Source organism: Mucilaginibacter jinjuensis, assembly GCF_028596025.1.
In the GTDB taxonomy this organism is placed as follows: domain Bacteria; phylum Bacteroidota; class Bacteroidia; order Sphingobacteriales; family Sphingobacteriaceae; genus Mucilaginibacter; species Mucilaginibacter jinjuensis.
Window position 1 is genome coordinate 5,311,053 of record NZ_CP117167.1, and the last position, 22,613, is coordinate 5,333,665.

Below are 22,613 nucleotides of genomic sequence, written 5' to 3' on the forward strand. Positions count from 1 at the left end.
CATTGGTTATGAAAGCAAACAAATGGTACTTGGCACTGGCTTTAGGCGCCGGGGCAGCAGCACTGGCGGCAACTTATACTTCGCGCGTTAGCATACCTAAAGGCGCTAAACCCGTACAGCCGTTTGATAAAGACAAATACCTGGGCCAGTGGTATGAAATTGCAAGGCTCGATTTTAAATATGAAAAAGACCTTGATAATGTAACCGCCAATTATTCGCTCAATAACAATGGCAGCATTAAGGTTGATAACCGTGGACACAACTATATTAAGCAACAATGGGAACAAAGCATAGGGAAAGCCAAATTTGTTGCCGAACCGCACGTGGGCCGTTTAAAGGTTTCATTCTTCGGGCCGTTTTATGCGGGTTATAATGTAATAGCTATTGATAAAAATTATCAGTATGCTTTGGTTGTGGGTAACGATTTAGATTATATGTGGATCCTATCGCGCAAAACAACTATCCCAGAAACAATAAAAACAAGCTACCTACATAAGGCCAGGCAACTGGGATATGATACCGATAAATTGGTTTGGACGAAACACTCTTGAGGAGAAGCAAGAGACAAGAGCCAAGAAACAAGACACGCTTCTTAGAAGAGAGTCAAGAATCGAGAATCAGGAATCAAGACACTTTAATATGTCTAGGAGATTGAAAGGCAGGGTCATGCTGAGGCACTCGAAGCATGTGGGCAAGCCTTTACTCCCTTGCTATCCGTCAATTAATAGTTCACGATGCCTCACGCACATGCTTCGAGTGCCTCAGTATGACCCCGTAGTGGATTAGTGAACTCCTTTGAACAACTTTATACACTATAAAAACTAAAAGAGCCGCTCATTTTGAGCGGCTCTTTTTATACATATCTTATTGCTTAGTTTGAGGTCGAGCTCCAACCGTCGCCCCAGCCGTTGCCGTCTTCACCTTTTTTGCTTTTCAGCAGTTCATCGTATTCGGCAGATTGTTTAGGGGTCAATACCGCTTTAATTTTAGTGATGGTAGATGCGCGTAATGGCTTTATATCAACGAGCATCTTGTTGGTATCGCCGTGGTTATCGGCTTTAATTTTACTGTACTTTTTAGCCGACTCTTCATAAATATCGGTCACCTTTTTAGTCTGGCTGTCGCTCAATTTCAGTTGCTTTTGCAATTGTTTAGCTTTCACAGCCGGATCTGTTGTGTTAGCCTGGCTAAAACCTGCTGTGCTTAAGCCAATAATAAGGCCGCACAGTAATAAAATTTTACGCATCATGTTTTTGAGTTTATTTAATTGAGTTTATTAATTCTAATTTACGTAGCGTTTCTAATAAAGCAATACATTAAACATCAATTATTTAAATTGGCTACCATAGGTATGCAAATTGCTTTGGCACTCTTGGTTTTAAACACCAGTTTGGCCAAATGGTTTACATATACCTGGTTATCGCCTTCGGTTATCCTCAAAAACTGATCGGGTGCGATGTGTGTAAACTTCTGAACGGCGTTGCTGCCTGCCCAGGTAATCTCAATTTCATCAATCATTTTAGCCTGGCCTATTCCAATTTCCTGCTGTAAAGGTGATGAACCGAAACTGCCGCCCGAGTTTACATCTTTATAAACACTTCGCTTAACGCCGTTTTCGGTAAAGCTTACCTTAATGTGGCTGCCAATTGCCGAAGCATTGGCTTTTACACCATGCAATTTTAAGCTTATCCAATTATTATTATTCTGGCCGGGGTTCATGTATAAGGCACTGTTGTATGAATCGCCTGCGTAAGCGCCGCCAATCTCTTCATAAATATCCTGGATCCCTGTATTCCTGAAATCGGCAATGGCTACACCGTGGCCTTTTTGCAGATTGCCCGTGCGCGATGAATTGGTTACATCATCAAAGCGTTTACCACCAATATTATGAAACATACGGTTAGGCACCAACGATTTAAAATCGGGCGAGCCTGTACCGAAATACATATCCAGCCAGCCATCGTTATCAAAATCGCCAAAATTACCGCCCATGCTGTACACCACTTTATCCAAGCCTACCTCTTTACTCATTTCGGTAAAGGTGCCATCGTGGTTATTGCGGTATAAATAAACGTGACCGGCTTCTGGTATCGGATATCCTGTAGCTTCGGCACCTGCATAATAAGCCAGACTTTGCTGAAAGTGATAGTTGCTAACCAAAATATCCGGCCAGCCATCATTGTTATAATCGTAAAAGAAAGTGGTAAAGGTTTTTTCGCGGTTCTTGTCAATGCCCGCCTGTACAGTTACATCTTCAAAATCAACGCCCTTCCCGCTTTTACCTTTGTTTTTCAATAGATATTTTCGGCCATCCATGGTCGAAACAAAAATATCAGCCCAGCCGTCGTGGTTATAATCGGCAGAGGTTACTCCTTTTACAAACGACGTAATTTCGCAATGGGCTTTTGCTGCAACATTGGTAAATGTACCATCGTGGTTGTTCATGTATAACATGCAAGCGTGGGTACCACCCGCATCCATCATGTTGTTATTTTCTGTGCCGATAAATACATCCAGCCAGCCGTCGTTATTAAAATCGGCCCATACAGCAGCCTGCGTTGGATGAAAGAAAAGCAAACCGGCCGACGTGGTTACATCTGTAAATGTACCATCGCCGTTATTGCGCAGCAGCGAGCTTGGCTGGTTACCAAAACCGCCCATGTTCCAGGCACCGCGCAAAACAAAAATATCGATATTGCCATCATTGTTATAATCGGTTTGCTGGATGTTTAACCCGCCGGTTATGCCGGTTAAACCGCTGGTTTTGGTCATATCGGTAAACGTGCCGTCTTTATTGTTCTGGAAATAATGCATCGGATCATCCAGGTCCCAGCCCGAAGTTATAATATCAATATATCCATCATTATTAAAATCATCAGCTATAACGCCCCCCGCACGGCTGTTAATATCGAGGCCAAGGTCAGATGCAACGTCTTTAAAAGGCTTCATCGGATTAGCATCCTGCTTGTTTAAGCCGGGGATTAAAAATTCGGCAGGCACGCTCTCGGGATATTCGCCCAAAGTCATGTAAGCAATATTAAGCAGCCACTTAGATTCTACATCTTTCGGGTTAGCCTTTAAGATAGCCTTGTAAGTTTCAATCGCCTTTTGCGAACCTGTTTGCAGGCGGTGTACACCTTCATTTTTAATGGGGAACACGCATGAGGCACTAGTGTGGTTAAGCATACAATTGCTGCGTTCGCCCAGGCGCATGTAAGCTATGCCAACATCGGGCATCATTTCGCCTATCGACATATAATCCGATTTTTTGACTATCGAGTCGTAGGTATTAACAGATTGCTGCTCCTGACCGGTTTGTAAGCCCAGCGCAGCTTTAGAGGTTAATAACTTCAGACTAACATTGCCCGAATTAGCTTTGATGATAGAATCATAAAAAGCCACTTTTACTTCGGGGTGGAAAGGATTTAAAGCCGAATGGTTTCGCTTGCTTAATTGTTGCAGCAGGGTTACCATTTGCTCATGTGATGATTGCTGGCACGCCGAAAATAGTATTGATATACTTAATACTATCGCTATAGATTTGATCTTGATAATCATGATTGGTTAATTGATGCAGCGCAAGCGATTAAACTGCGCATACATTAGCCATTAATTCTTAATGTTGAATTATTGCCTTTATGGTATTGTTAGCCCCGATGTTCGCAATGCTATAATGCAATCAGGCTAAACAATAACACACCGTTATTGGCAATAATTAAATAAAACGTTATTTGGATTTTGATACCGGATGAATACGATCAGCCATGCATAAATGCACATCCGATACATTTAAACACTTCCGGAATTAAGAAAGGATGGCGATAGCATCGGGTGGTTGCCCGGGGCCGGTAATCATGCAGGTTGGCACATTAGGCGGATTGCCATGTACAGCTCTTTGAAATACTATAGTGGGCAATGTAACCCTGTAATGTTGTAATTGATGGTTAACTGCGGCAATTAAAAGCATTTTGCCCGCAGGCACGTGTTCTTTTTTAGAAACTGGCGGTACCTGTTTGGCTTGCCTGGCATCAATAATATTATTGTTTGATAAATGCGTTGTGGAGTAATTAGGTACACATATTAAATACATAGCGTGCCGGGTCATCCGCATTTTTACGTAGTTGTAACTTACGTTATTAAACTTAATCTGCCCCGATATATTTTCATACGCTGCCCATTCTGTAATATTGGGTAAGTTTACAGGGATGCTAATTTCAGTTACATCTTTAATGTTGTACTTATTTTTACCAACCTGCTCATTATAAAACAAATCTGATTTAAAACGCAAATATTGATACACAGCCAGCTGCCCGCCAATATTTAGCAGGTGTATACTAAGCAATATTATCGCAAATAGCTTTTTCAATACGTGGTTCTATATAATTGGTATTAATGCTTCTAACTCAGATTTATAGCAGCATTATTATATAAGTAAACATAGGTAAATTATTAATAAATAAAAAAACAAAAATGCGGATGCGTGGTTAGCTGTATCAACCGCACATCCGCACCAGATATTTAATACTATTTACAGCCCAAACCCGCCATCAACCTGTAAAACACGGCCGGTTATAAAGCTTTGTTCAATCATAAACATAATGGCTTTGGCAATATCTTCGGGCTTGCCGTTCCGGCCTGCCGGTGTTTCGGCAGCAAATTGTTCAAACAAGTTATTTTTCACATCAGCCGGGAAAGCATTCCACCAGGAGGTATCAATTACTCCGGGCGAAATAGCATTAATGCGCAGCGGCTGCAATTCTTTAGCCCAAACCGGGATCATAATTTCTATCGCCCCATTAATAGCCGCCAAACCCGAAAAGCCGGGCTTGCCAGAAGTTGCAGAAACTGCAGTAATTAAAGTAGCGCTACCCGTATTACTTAAATAAGGAAGGGCAGATTGCAGCGTATTTAGCTGCGGCCAGAATTTATCTTCAAAACCATCGTGCAAATCGCCGAGGTTTAAATCTTTAAACGCCCCGGCTCCTTTGCCGCCGCTAACGGTAATTATAAGGTGATCGAAATTACCGATGCTTTTAAAAAACGAGTCTAATTGATTTCGATCGGATGCATTTACTGATTGTGAAAGTGGAGATGCCCCGCTTTCTTTAATGGCTTGCCGAAGTTTGGCTTCGTCCCTTCCGCTTATGATCACTTCGGCTCCTTCGGCTGCAAGCATGGTTGCTGTAGTTAAGCCGATGCCTGATGTGCCGCCAACAATTACAATTCTTTTGTTCTGTAGATTTTTCATTTTGCTTTTAATAAATATTGTAAAGCAAAACTACCGGCAATTGCAGGCCAGCCTACTGACCCGATTATGCTTTGTATATACCCATTTATGCCGATGTGCGGTATTCAAGCGGGGTAATACTGGTATGTTTCTTAAAGAACCGGTTAAAGGCCGACGGCTCGCTGAAGCCTAAATCATAAGCCAATTCGGCAACGCTTAATTTGGTATAGTTTAAACGCACTTTTGCTTCAAGCAGCAACATCTCGCTGATTTTGGAGGAAGCTGTTTGGCTGGTATGCTCTTTAATTACCTTGTTTAAATGGTTCGGTGTTACGTTCATCATATCGGCATAGTCGGCCACATTTCTCTTTTCCAAAAAATGCTGACTAACCAATTTATTGTAAACAGCTACTAAATGATGAGGTTCGGCAGTTAGGGGCTGGGGAATTTGTCGCTCATAACATCGTTTAGCTTCAATGAGCATCAGGTATAAATAATGCTGCACGGCCTGCCGTTTATCCGACTGATCGGTTTTTATCTCTCCGTCAATTTCCCACATCAGTTTTACAAACTTATCCAGCTCGGTATCCGAAAGTTGAAAAGACGAGATACCTTCTGCATTAAAGAAAGGAAAAGCTGTATCCAGGTTGCGCAGCAAGGGTTCTAAGAAAGTCCCTTCGAACAGGCAATAATACCCGGCATAATCGGCGCTTGCATTCCGGTACGAGAAAATAGAGCCGGGTGCCGTAATGGTAATAATGCCCTTGTGGTGAATAAAGGTATCTAATCCCAGATCAACCTCAACCGAGCCACAGGTGGTAAAACCTACGCGGTAGGCATTCACCTTTACCGGACCGAACGCCGGGCGGATCCCATTCTTTGAATATGCCTCGAAACCCGCAATATATTTTGAGGGATCAACCGCAGCATAGCCAAACTCGCCCTGCTGGGTTATTTGGCGGTGAACCGGACGATAGCTTTCGAACGAATATTGTGGGACGGATTTCTTTTTCACGTAAACTAAGATAGCCTACTATTTTGTTATTGTAAAGTATAACGCGGCATCAAAACATTTTCAGCCCAAAAGCTTTATATCAATATGAGCAGCACCGATCAGGATTTTCGCGACGAGTTTAAGCCTTTGCACATCCCCGCGCATTATATGCCGGCTGATAGCGATGAGGATAAAATTATTTACGCACTGGCACAAATTGAAGAAGGTACACCGGACGATGTTGCCACAGAAATTTCAAAACACGATTCGGCTGTTGATCTCGAATATTTTAAAACCAAAGCGGCATCTGTTCTACACATCCTGTACGAGAAAGGATTAATTAAAGGTTCAACGGTAGGCGATACCACCACCTACAACCTCAGCAAAATTACCCGTGCAAATGATGGCGCTGTTGATCCTGAATTATTAGCGCCGGGTTTGGATTAATCAATCGTGTAACCCTTAACAGGTGGACTATCTATTATTGGTTTTCCGGCCATTTCTAATAACGTATTTTCTATCATACTGCACATGCCATTCAGGGCCATATCATTGGGCTCTGTGCCGAAGGGTTCTTCTATTTCATCGGCAATGGCTTCGAGGGCTACAAAGGTGTAGGCAATAAAGGTTACGATGATGGGCGTCATCCAGCCCAGGCTATCTACAAAACCAAAGGGCAGCAAAAAACAATAGATATATACGGTACGATGCAAAAGCACCCGGTATGAATACGGTATGGGTGTTGAGGCAATACGCTCGCAGCCACCTACAATTTCTGAGAGCTTATTGAGGTTATCATCAAATGCCGATTGTACAATAGTATCTATTTTACCGGCTTCTTTTGCTTGCTGTACCCAGTTGCCCATTGCTTTCATCAGCATAATGGGTTTGTATTTTGCCGTATCTAGTTGTTGTGCCAATACGGGGTCTAGCCTTTGCGTAAGATCAACACTCGCATCTGTATGTCTTAACTGATGTTTCAGCGCGTAAGTAAATGCTATCAAATAATTAATAAACGTTGATACTTCTTTACTATCCTCTGCATAACCGCTCATGGTTAATGCCTGCCGGGCCAATGAGCGTGTATCATTTAATAAAGCGCCCCATATTTTGCGGGCTTCCCAAAAGCGATCGTAGCTGGCGTTGTTTCTAAAACCGAGAAACAGTGCCAGCGCAATACCGAACAATGTGAAAGGTGCCGGGTTAAGCGGGATTTTATATTCGAACAGTTTTCCCTTAAAATAAACAATGCTGATGGAAAGGATTAGCAACAAGATAAGCCTGGGCAGCACTTTGGGTAAAACGGAGCCTCTCCATATAAAAAGCATCCTGAACCAATTCTCATTTTTTCGCTGGATCATACAGATCAAAAATCAGTATTAATTATTAAACATGTTCATCAAGTTTAAAATTGTTTGGGGTAGATGTGTACAATTGTCATCCCAGTTTCCGGCGAAAGTCAGCCAAATGTTATAAAGCTTCACACTCATGAAATCGACATAAAATGTTTGAATTTCGTAAGTAATAAATAGTCAACTCAGTTTACGTTTATATCATCAAAATAAAACACTATGAAAATTTGTACTCCAGCATATAAAAATATAAACACCCTGGCCCGCTTTGCGCCATCAACAGAAAGTAATCCAAATCCTTGTATTAAGATGGCTGATAATAACATTTTGTGCAGGGATCATTCAAATAATCGCTCTGTTCCGCATACCTCATTAGGGATTGAGAAAGAATTGGGCTTGTTATTCTTAGATATCCGCAATTTTACTGCGTTTATGGAATCACGCTCTGCTTATGATGTGATTTATGTAATCCGCCAGTTATTCGTTTTGTTTAGCGACTCAATTAAAGAAGCAGGCGGCCGCATCATTGAAACTGCAGGCGACAGCATTTATGCGGTGTTTGGGTTAGAGAGCAGTATCAAAAAAGCTGTACAATCGGCAGTTGATGCATCATCAGCCATATTTCATGATCTTGAAATCTTTAATGCCACTTATGCCCAGCCTTATTTCAACCTTAATTTCGAAATAGGTGTTGGCCTGCACAAAGGCAATGTAATAGTTGGCGAGTACGATATGGAATTTAACGAGCATACAACAGTAATGGGTCTGCCGGTAAATATCGCCTCTCGCCTGCAATCAGAAACCAAAGAGTTGAACAATAATATGCTGATCTCTGAAGAAGCTTACAGCTTATTAAATAACCAAAGCGATGAGCATCAACAAAAAACGGTGCATCTGAAAGGTGTTACCGAACCTGTTGATGTTCGCCTGATGGGTATACCTTACGGCCACAAGGTTACTAATAAACCTTCACTGCCCGATAACTTTGATTACTATATCGCAATGGCGGGATAAACCATATACAGCCTGCCTTTGTATATTTGAACATCAGCTTGCTGTATAACCATTGAAAAAGACAACCGAAATACCTGTACATCGCCTGGATGATACCGATTTTTATGCTTCGCATACTGACGGTATTAATCTGGGCGATTTCAGTATCAGCCACCGGATCGACTTTTTTGCCTTGATATGGTTTGGGTCTGACGAGGGTTTACATTATATCGATTTTAACCCCTACCCCGTAAAAAAGAACACGGTATACCTGCTGGCCCGCAACCAGGTACACGCACTGCCCGGCAACCGGCCACAGTCGCGGGTTATCATACTCTCTAAAACTTTTTTTGATAGCATTGAGGATGATGATCTTCGTTTCCTCTTTGTTCCTTTTAATAATGAAGGCATAACTATTCCTGATGAAATGGAGCAACCGCTTGCCGAACTCTTCAATTTTATTATTTTAGAGAACTCTGGTAGTAATGAGCCCCGCCTGTTACATTATTATCTCAATGCTTTATTGCTGCACTTATACAGGTTCAGCAATAATTCTTTAGCGCGTTCTGCGTATCATGATGAGCGCCTTCGAAAACTTTTCGACCTCATCAGCACTAATTATAAAACCCAAAAGCTGGTTGATTTTTATGCCGATAAAATTGGCCTCACCGCCAAACGCCTCAACCAAATAGTGAAAGAAAAGCTTGACCTATCCGTAAGCCAGCTTATTTATAATTACACCCTGATTGAGGCCAAGCGCGAGATTAGCCATAGTACCAAATCCATGAAAGAAATAGCCATTGAGCTTGGTTTCAACGGGCAGTCGTATTTCAGCAGGTTCTTCAAAAAACAAACCGGCCTCAGCCCCGAGCAATTCCGCCAGGAAAACATTTAAACTTTTAATATAAACCGTTTCCAGATTGTGCTAACAGAGTAGACAATTGTGGGATCGATTATTTAACCCATTTCGCGGTTCCGGGCGTTATATAGACATACAATTAAAACATAAATGTCATGTCTATTTTAAAAGATAAAGTTGCCCTTGTAACCGGGGCTGGTTCTGGTATTGGTAAACACGTTGCGTTAAAATATGCAGCCGAAGGTGCCAAAGTTATAGTGAGCGATATTGTTGAAAAAGGCGGCAAAGAAACCGTTGACGAAATTATAGCCGCAGGCGGCCAAGCATTTTTTGTAATGGCCGATACCGGCAAAGCCGAAGACAATGAATACCTGGTACAACAAGCTATTGCAAAATATGGCGCACTGCATATTGCCTGCAACAATGCAGGTATCGGTGGCCCCGCTGCCCCAACCGGTGAATACGCTATTGATGCCTGGGAAAAAGTAATCAGCATAAACTTATCGGGTGTGTTTTATGGCATGCGCTATCAGATACCGGCCATCCTAAAATCGGGCGGTGGTAATATTGTTAACATGGCTTCTATACTTGGCAAGGTAGGTTTCGCCAACTCTGTTGCTTATGTAGCATCTAAACATGGGGTAATTGGCTTAACAGAAACTGCTGCTATTGAATATGCATCGAAAGGTATCCGCATCAATGCAGTTGGCCCTGGTTTTATTAAAACTCCACTGGTAGAAAAATCGATGGACGAAGCATCACGCAATGCATTAGTTGCCCTGCACCCAATAGGCCGTTTAGGCGAATCAGCTGAAGTTGCCGAACTGGTATTGTGGTTAAGCTCAGACAAGGCCTCATTTGTTACCGGCTCTTATTATAATGTTGATGGTGGCTACCTAGCCCGTTAATAAAGCAGACATGATAAACGCGTCCGTATAATTGACGGTGGTATGCAGGCCTAAAAGTTTTTCTTTGTTTTCAATTTTGATGATCCTCCGTGGCTTAACAGCGCGGGGGATTTTTTTATGATATATAACATATAATTACCATATCGTTAATGAGGAAGAAAATGAATAAAATGATTTTTAATAATATATATGTTAATAAAAAAGCATAATCTACCAATATTATAGACTTTAAAAAGGCAAAAACTTCCCTTTTTGCTTAAAATAGCACTTTCTTAAGGTTGTGTATGAAGTTTTCCACATATAAAAACACTTATTATATAAAATTAGCGCGATGTTAATTCAATGTTAACAACATTCAAAAATACTTAATACAACTTTAAAGATTTAGTACTATAATAATACTAACTTTGCCGGAAACATAATTAATAAACGTTTAATCAACAAAGTATGCGAAAAATCTTACTTATTTTTTCATTATTTCTTGGCGTAGTATTATTTAATAATAATGCTAATGCACAGGGTGTAACCACCGCCAGCGTAAACGGTATCGTTTCCGACAGTAAAGGTGCTATCCCGGGTGCAACCATTACTATTACCCACTTGCCTACAGGTACAACGTACTCAACTGTAAGCCGTGGCGATGGCCGTTTCAACATACCCAACTTAAGGGTAGGTGGCCCGTACACTTTTAAAGTGTCTTTTATTGGTTACAATCCGTTTATCCAGGAAAACATCACCCTGTCTATCGGTCAGGATCAAAGAATTGATGCAAAACTTCAGGAAAACAACACAACGCTTAAAGAGGTAACCGTTTCTGGTACTGCCGGTAAAGTAATCAACTCTTCGCGCACAGGTGCAAGAGAGACTATCAACCGTCAGCAAATTGAAGCCTTACCTACCATTAACCGTTCATTGAGCGACTACACTAAACTAACACCATCTGCAAGCGGTAGCCAGTCAAACAGCTTTGCCGGCCGTAGTAACTTGTACAACAACATTACTGTTGATGGTGCTTTGTTTAACAACTCATTCGGTTTATCTGGTACTTTGGGTGGCCAAACCAGCTCACAGCCAATTTCGTTAGATGCGATTGACCAGATCCAGGTTGATATTGCACCTTACGACGTTCGCCAGGGCAACTTTACCGGTGCCGGTGTTAATACCGTAGTTAAATCTGGTACTAACGAAGTAAAAGGTACTGTTTATGATTACATCCGTGGCCCGGGTTTAACCGGCTACAAAGCAGGTACAACCCGTGTTCCTGAAACTCCTTTCAACTACCACTCTTTAGGTGCTGCAGTTGGTTTCCCAATCATCAAAAACAAAGTATTCTTATTTATTTCTGGTGAAGAAGAAAGAATCAGCCAACCGCCGTCATCAAACTACATTGCAGGTGCGCCAGGTGTAAGTGGTGCTAACGTTTCGCAAGTACAGGCTTCTACGCTTGACGCTATTGCGAACACTTTGAAAACTAAATATGGTTACGATCCAGGAGCATACCAAGGCTACAACTACGATACTTACAGTAACAAGGTAACAGCCAAATTGGACTGGAACATTGATAAAAACAACACTTTAAGTGCTAAATATTTTTATCTGAAATCGTACAAAGATCAACCAGCAAGTAACTCTGGTATTGCCAACAATGGTGTAGGTTATGGAACAACACGTGCACCAAGTTCAACTACTCTACCTTTTTATGGCTCTGGTTACCGTATCAACAACAACTTCAATATCGGTATTATTGAGTTAGATACCCGTGTAAGCAACACCATGAACAACAAATTAACTGTTGGTTACTCTGCCCTGCGCGATTACCGTGCTTCATTAGGTGGCAACGCTATACCAATGGTTGATATTGGTAACGGTACATCTGATGCTAACGGCAATATTGTTACCGGTGCTTCTGCTACTGCAACCAGCTTTGGTTACGAGCTTTACACTGCCGGTAACTTATTAAACACAAACATTTTCCAGTTCTCTGATGATTATACCATCTACGCTGGAAAACATGAGATCACCATCGGTACTAACGACCAGATCCAAAGCTATACTAACGGTTTTGCTCCTGATTATAATGGTTTATATACTTATAACTCAGCTTCTGATTTCATTAACGGTTTACCTGCGCAAGCTTATACAACCCGTTATTCAGCATTACCTTCAGGCGAATTCCCTTATGCAAAAATCAAAGCGTCTATCTACAGCGCTTATGTACAGGATAAAGTTCATTTAACTGATAACTTCCGTTTAACTTACGGCTTACGTGCAGATTATGATGCTTTCCCTACAAGTTTAGCACCAAACCCTGTTGCTGCGGGTATTACGTTTCAACAAGGTATCCATGTTGATCCAGGAAAATTGCCTAAAAACCGTGTTCAATTATCTCCTCGTGTAGGTTTTAACTGGGATGTAAACGGCGATCAAATGACCCAGGTACGTGGTGGCGCCGGTTTATTTGCAGGTACAGTTCCATTTGTATGGATCTCTAACCAGGCATCTAACAACGGTTTATTATTTGGTTCATACACTGTTACCAAAGCAGCTACTCCAACTAACTCTCAGTTAATTTTCAACCCTAACGTTAACGCTAACCGCCCTGCAGTTGCTGCAGCTAACGCGTCTTACGAGCTTGACGTTGCTGATCCGAACTTAAAATATCCAAAAGTATTAAGAGGTAACTTAGCTATCGACCAAAAATTACCATTCGGTATCGTAGGTACGTTAGAAGGTGCTTACACTAAAGATATCAACGCTATCTATCACCAAAACTTAGTTCTTTCTAACACTTACACTACATTAGGTGGTCCTGAAGGTCAAATCCGTTACGATAGTAAAAATGCTTATCTGCAATCTGCTCCAACTGCAAGTAACCCTTCAATTACCGGTGTTTATTACATGACTAACACCAACAAAGGTTATTCATACTTTGCTACTGCTCAATTACAGAAAAGTTTTGCAAGTGGGTTTTATGCTAACATCGCTTATACCTACAGCAACTCTAAAGACGTAAACGACGGTGGTTCAACCGCAAGTACTATCTGGAGCAGCCGTCCTGTATCTGGCAATCCAAATGCTGATAACTTATCAAACAGTACTTACATTACACCAAGCCGCCTTATTGCAACGTTTGCTTACCGCAAAGAATATGCTAAAAACTTCGCATCTTCATTCGGTATCACTTTCGAAGAGGCTAACAACGGTGCAGTATCTTACATCACCAGTGGCGACCCTAACAATGACGGTGCTACCAACGATTTAATGTACATCCCTAAAAACAAAGGTGACATTACCTTAGTTTCAAGCGGTGCAGGTGATAACCGTACTCCAGATCAACTTTGGAACCAGTTAAACGCTTTCATTAGCCAGGATAAATACTTAAGCCAGCACAGAGGTGAGTATGCACAAAGAAACGGTGCTATTTTACCTTACTTTAAAAGAGCTGATTTTAACTTCACTCAAGATTTTTATGTTAAATCTGGTAAAGTTAGAAACACTATCCGTTTAGAGTTTAACATCATTAACCTTGGTAACTTCTTAAACCGCAACTGGGGTATTTACCAAAACTCATTCAGTGGGTTTAACAACGGTACATCTACCGTGTTAAAGTACATGGGTGCTGTTAACGGAAAAGCTACTTATACTTTCCCGTTTGCTGATGCAACTAATCAGGTACCATTGGTTAACTCTTACAAACCCGATATTAGCCAACTTTCACGCTGGCAAGCACAAATTGGTGTTAGATACATCTTTAACTAAGATTATCCATCAATTAATAAAAAAGCCGTCCCGGATACCCGGGACGGCTTTTTTATTACAACCGTATTATTTAATAACTACAAAAAACGTAACCTTGCAAATGCACTTACCAGAAATGACCATTGAGGAAAGAAAACAGCTTTCAGAAACACGTATTTTCAAAGCCGTTTTTCCTAACACTACCAACCATTACGATACCCTGTTTGGCGGCATGGCCATGCAGTTGATGGACGAAGTTGCTTTTATAACCGCCACCCGCTTTTCGCGCAAAAGAATGGTTACCGTATCATCAGACAGGATTGATTTTACCAAACCCATCCCCGCCGGTACAATCATTGAACTGGTAGGCAGTATAAGCTACATTGGTAATACCAGCCTTAAAGTATCGGTAGAGATATTTATTGAAGAAATGTATTCAGACGTGCGCGATAAAGCCATTACAGGCACATTTACCTTCGTAGCTGTAGACGAGCATAAGAACCCTATACGGGTAATTTAGATAATAAGGTTGTATACTTAAATGGTATACAACCTTATTATAATCACGTTATTTTACGGTTTGCGCCGGTACACCGGTAGTAGTGATTTTTACAGGCTCAATTAATCCGTCTTTATTAAAATATAACCTGTCGATGCAAACCTCGCGATGGTTACCATCTGTTTCGGTAAGCGGCCTGCGATGATATACAATATACCAATCACCTGTTTTAGTGTTATGTATTAATGAATGATGGCCTGCACCCCTGGCTACAGCCATATCTTGTTGTAAGATTTTCCCGATCCGTTTAAATGGCCCAAAAGGAGAATCTGCAATCGCATAGGCTACAGAATAATCAGGACCAGTCCACCCACCCTCAGACCACATCAGATAATACTTATTATCCTTACGGATCATGTAGATACCTTCAACAAAACCCTCTGGCGTTATTTCCTTAAATGTCTTACCATCGGGCCATTTACCCAGCGATTTAAAATCATCATTTAAACGAGCAATATTGGCATGCCCCCAGCCACCATAAAAAATGTAATACTTGTCGTCTTTATCCTTAAACACAAACTGATCTATCGGTTGCGCACCGTTAGCCACCGTATCAATCAATGCATGGCCAATATGATCTTTATACGGGCCTGCCGGGTTATCAGCAACGCCTACTCCTATGCCGCCTTCTTCGCCCTGGTGCATATCATTAGCGCCAAAAAACAGGTAATATTTCTTATCTTTCTGCACAATAGCCGGTGCCCATATCGCTTTATGCGCCCACTTAAAGTTAGCCGTATCTAATATATCGTGGTGCTTAGTCCAATGCACAAGATCTTTTGACGAAAATGCATCCAGAAAAACCTGCTCATTATACTTTGCCGAATAAGTTGGATAAACCCAATAACTATCCCCAAAAATTGCAGCATCTGGGTCTGCATACCACCCTGGGAATATCGGGTTGCCAGAAGTTTGCTGATTATTACTATTCTTTGTTGCCTGCTGCGCGTAAACATTAATGCCACCGCACAACATTAACCCTAAAAGTATTTTCGTTCTCATTCAATGTTAATAGATGAACCGTAAAAATAACAGTTTAATGTAATAGGGCAAGTTTGTAGTGAATTATAGATTAGTGGTAAACAGAACAATATAGTTTTTTAGTAAACGAGTGGGCTGCATCTCATAGGTTACAGTAGCCCCGCTATCCGCTCATACGCCTTCAGGCCTTAGCCGCGTGGCCGGTATCCGCTGCTATCGGGTTTAGGGGTGAAGGTTCACTGGTTTATTGGTTCAATAGTTCATTGGTCTTAGCTATTGTAGTACAGGTAATTTGCCATGGCATTAAGCAAAAAAAGGCAGCGAGGTTTCCCCTGCTGCCTTTGGTATTATATATTATGGTGGTTAGTTAAGCGCCCGCATCCCTTCCCATCTGGGGCATAACTGGTTGTTCTGTTTGTTGGTTATGGCTGATTGGTTGACTATGTTGATTGAGTTGATAGGTTTTTGAAGCAGAACTACTCACTTAATCAACTGCTCACCACTCACCAACCCCCATAAAAACAAGAAAGCCCTTGCTGTATAGCAAAGGCTTCTTGATAAGGTTTGGCGCCGACCTACTCTTCCACATGTTACTGCAGTACCATCGGCTCTGGCGGGCTTAACTTCTCTGTTCGGAATGGGAAGAGGTGGACACCGCCGATATAGGCACCTGAATATTTTTTAGTTACTGGTTAAGTGGTTGATTGTGTTGATTAGGTTCTTGAATAGTTTAATAACTACTCACTTAATCAACCGCTCACTGCTCACTCACCATTAACAATGACATATTATTGAAAGAAGTATTGATTTTCACTGTTAAACAGCTTATTGTTTTGGTTTTCTGTGGTTATTAAGTTATTCGGTTATTAGTTATTGCTAACCTGTAACTATTAACTCAATAACCACATTATCCGTTGTCGAAGAAAGCTTCGGGCAATTAGTATTACTCGGCTATGATGTCACCACCTTTACACCTGTAACCTATCAACGTAGTAGTCTGCTACGACCCTCAATGGAAGTCTCATCTTGTGGCTAGTTTCGCACTTAGATGCTTTCAGCGCTTATCTATTCCCAACGTAGCTACTCTGCAGTACACCTGGCGGCATAACAGATTCACCAGAGGTTAGTCCAACCCGGTCCTCTCGTACTAAGGTCAGCCCCACTCAAACTTCCAACGCCCACAACAGATAGGGACCGAACTGTCTCGCGACGTTCTGAACCCAGCTCGCGTGCCACTTTAATGAGCGAACAGCTCAACCCTTGGGACCTTCTCCAGCCCCAGGATGTGACGAGCCGACATCGAGGTGCCAAACCTCCCCGTCGATATGAGCTCTTGGGGGAGATCAGCCTGTTATCCCCAGCGTACCTTTTATCCTTTGAGCGATGGCCCTTCCATGCAGAACCACCGGATCACTATATCCGTCTTTCGACCCAGCTCGACTTGTCTGTCTCACTGTCAAGCAAGCTTTTGCTATTGCACTCCGCGTACGGTTACCAAGCGTACTGAGCTTACCTTTGAAAGCCTCCGTTACCTTTTTGGAGGCGACCACCCCAGTCAAACTACCCGCCAAACAATGTCCTCCATTGTATAGAGTTAGACACCAAATACAGAAAGGGTGGTATTTCAACGTTGACTAACTGACTCCTAGCGAAGCCAGATCACAGTCTCCCACCTATCCTACACATCCTGTAGCCGATATCAATGTTAAGTTGTAGTGAAGGTGCATGGGGTCTTTCCGTCCCGTTGCGGGTAACCGGCGTCTTCACCGATACCACAATTTCACCGAGCTCATGGCTGAGACAGCGCCCAGATCGTTACACCATTCGTGCAGGTCGGAACTTACCCGACAAGGAATTTCGCTACCTTAGGACCGTTATAGTTACGGCCGCCGTTTACCGGGGCTTCGATTCAATGCTTCGCCTTGCGACTAACATCCCCTCTTAACCTTCCGGCACCGGGCAGGTGTCAGGCCTTATACGTCATCTTTCGATTTTGCAAAGCCATGTGTTTTTGTTAAACAGTCGCCTGGGCCTTTTCACTGCGGCTGACATTGCTGCCAGCGCCCCTTCTCCCGAAGTTACAGGGCCATTTTGCCGAGTTCCTTAGCCATGATTCACTCGAGCACCTTAGGATTCTCTCCTCGACTACCTGTGTCGGTTTACGGTACGGGTTTTTACAACCTGAAGCTTAGCAGGTTTTCTTGGAAGTCTGATTACCATCACTATCAACTTACCCGAAGGCTCGCTGTACTATCAGCTTTCAGCAAAACAAGCGTACTTTACTACTCGTCCTATACCTACGGCCTTTAACGTTCTATTCCGTCAGAACGCGGATGTGTCACTACTCCGTCACTGCATCGCAGTTGTAAAAAGTACTGGAATATTAACCAGTTGTCCATCGGAATCTCCACCCGGATTATCCTTAGGCCCCGACTAACCCTGATCCGATTAGCGTTGATCAGGAAACCTTAGTCTTTCGGTGGGCGGGTTTCTCTCCCGCCTTATCGTTACTTATGCCTACATTTGCTTTTCTATAACCTCCACGTTAGCTTGTCGCCTTACGCTTCACCGGCGATAGAATGCTCCCCTACCAGATGCATTACTGCAAATCCATAGCTTCGGTATACTGTTTAATGCCCGATTATTATCCATGCCCGACCGCTCGACTAGTGAGCTGTTACGCACTCTTTAAATGAATGGCTGCTTCCAAGCCAACATCCTAGCTGTCTGTGCAGTCGGACCTCGTTAGTTCAACTTAACAGTAATTTGGGGACCTTAGCTGATGGTCTGGGTTCTTTCCCTCTCGGCCCTGGACCTTAGCACCCAGAGCCTCACTCCAGCGTATGTTATTCAGCATTCGGAGTTTATCTGGATTTGGTAGGATTTGACTCCCCCGCACCCAATTAGTAGCTCTACCTCTGAATAACTCAACCGCCAGGCTGTTCCTAAAAACATTTCGGGGAGTACGAGCTATTTCCCAGTTTGATTAGCCTTTCACCCCTACCCACAACTCATCCGGAAACTTTTCAACGTTTATCGGTTCGGTCCTCCAGTACGTGTTACCGCACCTTCAACCTGGTCATGGGTAGATCACAAGGTTTCGCGTCTACCTCCTCTGACTGCACGCCCTATTCAGACTCGCTTTCGCTTCGGCTTCGTGTCTTCAACACTTAACCTTGCCAGAGAAGAGTAACTCGTAGGCTCATTATGCAAAAGGCACGCCGTCACAGATCAAGTCTGCTCCGACCGCTTGTAAGTACACGGTTTCAGGTTCTATTTCACTCCCCTGTTCGGGGTTCTTTTCACCTTTCCCTCACGGTACTGGTTCACTATCGGTCTCTCAGTAGTATTTAGCCTTACCGGATGGTGCCGGCTGGTTCCCACAAGGCGTCTCCGACCTCGCGGTACTCAGGATCCCACTAACCTAACTTCGCTTACGCTTACGCAGTTCTCATGCTCTATGACTGGGTTTCCCACCCCATTCAGCTTCACTAAGTTATCGTATATTGTGGTCCTACAACCCCGGTTTTGCCGTAACAAAACCGGTTTGGGCTGTTTCCCTTTCGCTCGCCACTACTCAGGAAATCACTATTGTTTTCTCTTCCTCTGTTTACTTAGATGTTTCAGTTCAACAGGTTTGCGCATTTGCATCCATTCTTCAAATGGATAGGTTTCCCCATTCGGAAATCTGCGGATCAATTCATATTTGCTAATCCCCGCAGCTTATCGCAGCTTATCACGTCCTTCATCGCCTCTGAGAGCCAAGGCATCCCCCGTGTACCCTTATTTACTTTCTTCTACCATTATCGCTTTTGCTCGATACGGTATGTCTTTATATTAAGATAGTTATTCAGTTGTTGGGTTATTCAGTTATTCGTAGCTCCCTTGCGAGAGTAACTATTAACTTAATAACTTCTAACTTCGTAACTGTCCTTACTGTTGTTTCAGTTTATTCAATTACTTCTTCCAATATGTCAAAGAACTTATGTTCGCATCTATAACGACACCTATATAATAGTATCTGTAGCAAACGTCGTGGAGAATAACGGATTCGAACCGTTGACCCCCTGCGTGCAAGGCAGGTGCTCTAGCCAGCTGAGCTAATCCCCCGGAAAATCTAATGAGTGAATGTTTTAATGAGTGAATGAGTGAATATTGCTATTCTATCATTCTATCATTCCTTCCTTCTATCATTTGCCCCCTGTAGTCTCGAGCAGATTTGAACTGCTGACCCCTACATTATCAGTGTAGTGCTCTAACCAAACTGAGCTACGAGACTATTCTTTTGCAGTCTTGAGTTTTGAGTTCCGAGTTCTGAGTTAGTCGCTTTTGCTAACTGCTAACTCTTTTTCCTTTTACTCTTGACTTAACTGCCAGTTATGTGTCTGTGCCCTGTTAAAGTTACAGTCACCCTGATGGCTTCATCTTCTGGGTTTCCTTTAATCTAGTTGCGAGTCTTGAGTTCCGAGTTCCGAGTATTAACTACTCACCACTCACCCATTCTCTACTCACCACTAAATCTTAATATCTTTTAAGTATAACATGTTGCAAAGCGCGTTTTAGCTTTGCTATCTGACCCGTAATCTTGGATACTGCTCCAGAAAGGAGGTATTCCAGCCACACCTTCCGGTACGGCTACCTTGTTACGACTTAGCCCCAGTTATCGGTTTTACCCTAGGACGCTCCTTGCGGTTACGCACTTCAGGCACCCCCAACTTCCATGGCTTGACGGGCGGTGTGTACAAGGCCCGGGAACGTATTCACCGCGTCATTGCTGATACGCGATTACTAGCGAATCCAACTTCACGGGGTCGAGTTGCAGACCCCGATCCGAACTGTGAACAGCTTTTTGAGATTGGCATCCTGTTGCCAGGTAGCTGCCCTCTGTACTGCCCATTGTAGCACGTGTGTAGCCCCGGACGTAAGGGCCATGATGACTTGACGTCGTCCCCTCCTTCCTCTCTATTTGCATAGGCAGTCTGTTTAGAGTCCCCACCATTACGTGCTGGCAACTAAACACAGGGGTTGCGCTCGTTGCGGGACTTAACCCAACACCTCACGGCACGAGCTGACGACAGCCATGCAGCACCTAGTTTCGTGTCCCGAAGGACTGATACGTCTCTGTATCATTCACTAACTTTCAAGCCCGGGTAAGGTTCCTCGCGTATCATCGAATTAAACCACATGCTCCTCCGCTTGTGCGGGCCCCCGTCAATTCCTTTGAGTTTCACCCTTGCGGGCGTACTCCCCAGGTGGAATACTTAACGCTTTCGCTTAGACGCTGACCGTATATCGCCAACATCGAGTATTCATCGTTTAGGGCGTGGACTACCAGGGTATCTAATCCTGTTTGATCCCCACGCTTTCGTGCCTCAGCGTCAATCGCACTTTAGTAAGCTGCCTTCGCAATCGGTGTTCTGTGACATATCTATGCATTTCACCGCTACTTGTCACATTCCGCCTACCTCAGCTGCATTCAAGCTCATCAGTATCAAGGGCACTCCGATAGTTAAGCTACCGCCTTTCACCCCTGACTTAATAAGCCGCCTACGCACCCTTTAAACCCAATAAATCCGGATAACGCTTGGATCCTCCGTATTACCGCGGCTGCTGGCACGGAGTTAGCCGATCCTTATTCTTACTGTACATTCAGCTTCTCACACGTGAAAAGGTTTATTCCAGTACAAAAGCAGTTTACAACCCGTAGGGCCGTCTTCCTGCACGCGGCATGGCTGGTTCAGAGTTGCCTCCATTGACCAATATTCCTTACTGCTGCCTCCCGTAGGAGTCTGGTCCGTGTCTCAGTACCAGTGTGGGGGGTCATCCTCTCAGATCCCCTAGACATCGTCGCCATGGTGAGCCGTTACCTCACCATCTAGCTAATGTCCCGCATGCCCATCATTGTCCTATAAATATTTGATCAAAAAACGATGCCGTTCCGTGATTTTATGCGGTGTTAATCTCTCTTTCGAGAGGCTATCCCCCTGACAATGGTAGGTTACATACGTGTTACGCACCCGTGCGCCACTCTCATCTGGAGCAAGCTCCAAAATCCCGTCCGACTTGCATGTATTAGGCCTGCCGCTAGCGTTCATCCTGAGCCAGGATCAAACTCTCCATTGTAAAATGTTTTTGTTTGTCCAGACCCTATTACTCAAAATAGAAATCTGTATTATTTGATGAGGCCGGTAATCCGAGCTCCGTTACCAGAACTCTGCTTACCTTATCATCTTCGTATCTTTATACAGTATCCTACGAGCTTATCAGATTTGTTTTCTTAAAACTGAACTTCAATCTTTCGATCTCCATTCCGCTTCGCTACATGTTATATCTTAAAAAAAGAACTTTTCACTTCCCCTCTCGGTTCAGCTTTATGTTTTACAATCATTGCGATTGTTAACCTTTCATTTGTCATTCGCTAGGCATTGCGCTTCGCTTTTTCTTTCCGTTTACTTCCCTGGTTATCACCAGCTTTTCCCCGTTTTCTTTCCCCCGTTTCGGGAGTGCAAAGGTAAGAAGCTTTTTGTTTTTTCCAAATTTTATTTGAAGAATTTTCTAGCTTTCTTTTCGATGATGATCAGCGCATTTTCATTTGCTTTTCTCTTCGGTTTCCCCATCCGCTTATCGCTTTTGCTTAACCTCATTTTCATCCGCCTTTTTAAGAACCTCGCCTCGTTTCCGAAGCGGCTGCAAAGATGAGAATCTTTTTTGGTATCCGGAAATGTTTTTTAACATTTTCTTAACCTCCTTTTCAACCCTCTTTACCCTTTCAATGAACATCCCCGCTTCCTCGTTTGCGGGCTGCAAAGGTAGCCAAGGATTTTGATTTTCCAAACATTTCTGAAGTTATAAACATTATTTGTTTATAACAGTCTGTTTTTCAATCTGAAAATTTCTAAAAATGTGGTATCACCAACAGGCATGGTGGGTTATTAACATTTCGGGGCGCATTCCTCTATTTTTCAAACCTCAAAACACTACAATATATATAGCATACCAGCT

General features: G+C 43.0%; 15 protein-coding genes, 2 tRNA genes and 3 rRNA genes. 7 read left to right on the top strand and 13 right to left on the bottom strand.

Annotation, left to right across the window (positions count from 1 at the left end; translation table 11 throughout):
- Positions 1–8 precede the first annotated feature (8 nt).
- Positions 9–551, top strand: coding sequence for a lipocalin family protein (locus PQO05_RS22900; RefSeq protein ID WP_273629782.1), 543 nt, complete (start codon positions 9–11; stop codon positions 549–551).
- Positions 552–871: 320 nt separating this feature from the next.
- On the opposite strand, the gene PQO05_RS22905 is transcribed toward PQO05_RS22900, so the two are convergent.
- The 5 genes from PQO05_RS22905 to PQO05_RS22925 form a co-directional block, all read right to left on the bottom strand.
- Entirely contained in the window at positions 872–1,249 is a 378-nt protein-coding gene (locus PQO05_RS22905; RefSeq protein ID WP_273629783.1) for a hypothetical protein, read from the bottom strand.
- A gap of 74 nt (positions 1,250–1,323) precedes the next feature.
- Positions 1,324–3,558, bottom strand: coding sequence for a CRTAC1 family protein (locus PQO05_RS22910; RefSeq protein ID WP_273629784.1), 2,235 nt, complete (start codon positions 3,556–3,558; stop codon positions 1,324–1,326).
- 247 nt (positions 3,559–3,805) lie between these two features.
- A complete protein-coding gene (locus PQO05_RS22915) occupies positions 3,806–4,366 on the bottom strand; it encodes a hypothetical protein (RefSeq protein WP_273629785.1) in 561 nt (186 codons plus the stop codon).
- A 162-nt stretch (positions 4,367–4,528) separates the two neighbouring features.
- On the bottom strand, positions 4,529–5,248 hold the full coding sequence (locus PQO05_RS22920; RefSeq protein WP_273629786.1) for an SDR family oxidoreductase: 720 nt from the start codon (positions 5,246–5,248) through the stop codon (positions 4,529–4,531).
- Between the two features lie 85 nt (positions 5,249–5,333).
- Positions 5,334–6,242, bottom strand: a complete 909-nt coding sequence (locus tag PQO05_RS22925) for a helix-turn-helix domain-containing protein (protein WP_273629787.1) — start codon at positions 6,240–6,242, stop codon at positions 5,334–5,336.
- A gap of 84 nt (positions 6,243–6,326) precedes the next feature.
- Here PQO05_RS22925 and PQO05_RS22930 point away from each other — a divergent pair, with 84 nt between their 5' ends.
- Positions 6,327–6,668, top strand: a complete 342-nt coding sequence (locus tag PQO05_RS22930; protein ID WP_273629788.1) for a hypothetical protein — start codon at positions 6,327–6,329, stop codon at positions 6,666–6,668.
- On the opposite strand, the gene PQO05_RS22935 is transcribed toward PQO05_RS22930, so the two are convergent.
- Positions 6,665–7,582 (bottom strand): bestrophin family protein, encoded by a 918-nt coding sequence (locus PQO05_RS22935; RefSeq protein ID WP_273629789.1) that lies wholly within the window; start codon positions 7,580–7,582, stop codon positions 6,665–6,667. The genes PQO05_RS22930 and PQO05_RS22935 overlap by 4 nt on opposite strands.
- A 210-nt stretch (positions 7,583–7,792) precedes the next feature.
- Here PQO05_RS22935 and PQO05_RS22940 point away from each other — a divergent pair, with 210 nt between their 5' ends.
- From PQO05_RS22940 to PQO05_RS22960, 5 genes are all read left to right on the top strand, one after another.
- Complete coding sequence (locus PQO05_RS22940; protein WP_273629790.1) at positions 7,793–8,587, top strand: adenylate/guanylate cyclase domain-containing protein; 795 nt, start codon at positions 7,793–7,795, stop codon at positions 8,585–8,587.
- Between the two features lie 52 nt (positions 8,588–8,639).
- On the top strand, positions 8,640–9,461 hold the full coding sequence (locus PQO05_RS22945; protein WP_273629791.1) for a helix-turn-helix domain-containing protein: 822 nt from the start codon (positions 8,640–8,642) through the stop codon (positions 9,459–9,461).
- 119 nt (positions 9,462–9,580) lie between these two features.
- Positions 9,581–10,333, top strand: a complete 753-nt coding sequence (locus PQO05_RS22950; RefSeq protein ID WP_273629792.1) for an SDR family NAD(P)-dependent oxidoreductase — start codon at positions 9,581–9,583, stop codon at positions 10,331–10,333.
- 447 nt (positions 10,334–10,780) lie between these two features.
- Positions 10,781–14,092 carry a TonB-dependent receptor gene (locus PQO05_RS22955; RefSeq protein WP_273629793.1) on the top strand — a complete coding sequence of 1,104 codons (3,312 nt, stop codon included), beginning with the start codon at positions 10,781–10,783 and terminating at the stop codon, positions 14,090–14,092.
- A gap of 115 nt (positions 14,093–14,207) precedes the next feature.
- Positions 14,208–14,591 carry an acyl-CoA thioesterase gene (locus PQO05_RS22960; RefSeq protein WP_273633548.1) on the top strand — a complete coding sequence of 128 codons (384 nt, stop codon included), beginning with the start codon at positions 14,208–14,210 and terminating at the stop codon, positions 14,589–14,591.
- A gap of 48 nt (positions 14,592–14,639) precedes the next feature.
- Here the strand turns inward: PQO05_RS22960 and PQO05_RS22965 are convergent, their stop codons facing one another.
- From PQO05_RS22965 to PQO05_RS22995, 7 genes are all read right to left on the bottom strand, one after another.
- Positions 14,640–15,632, bottom strand: a complete 993-nt coding sequence (locus PQO05_RS22965; protein WP_273629794.1) for a glycoside hydrolase family 43 protein — start codon at positions 15,630–15,632, stop codon at positions 14,640–14,642.
- A gap of 541 nt (positions 15,633–16,173) precedes the next feature.
- Positions 16,174–16,285: ribosomal RNA gene (rrf, locus tag PQO05_RS22970) — 5S ribosomal RNA — on the bottom strand.
- A 243-nt stretch (positions 16,286–16,528) separates the two neighbouring features.
- Positions 16,529–19,409, bottom strand: a 23S ribosomal RNA gene (locus tag PQO05_RS22975).
- A 238-nt stretch (positions 19,410–19,647) separates the two neighbouring features.
- Positions 19,648–19,721: transfer RNA gene (locus tag PQO05_RS22980), tRNA-Ala, on the bottom strand.
- A 94-nt stretch (positions 19,722–19,815) separates the two neighbouring features.
- Positions 19,816–19,890, bottom strand: a tRNA-Ile gene (locus PQO05_RS22985).
- 322 nt (positions 19,891–20,212) lie between these two features.
- Positions 20,213–21,734 (bottom strand): 16S ribosomal RNA (locus PQO05_RS22990).
- Together the 16S, 23S and 5S rRNA genes with 2 tRNA genes alongside form the textbook arrangement of a ribosomal RNA operon.
- A 498-nt stretch (positions 21,735–22,232) precedes the next feature.
- Complete coding sequence (locus PQO05_RS22995) at positions 22,233–22,445, bottom strand: hypothetical protein (protein ID WP_273629795.1); 213 nt, start codon at positions 22,443–22,445, stop codon at positions 22,233–22,235.
- Between the last annotated feature and the right edge of the window lie 168 nt (positions 22,446–22,613).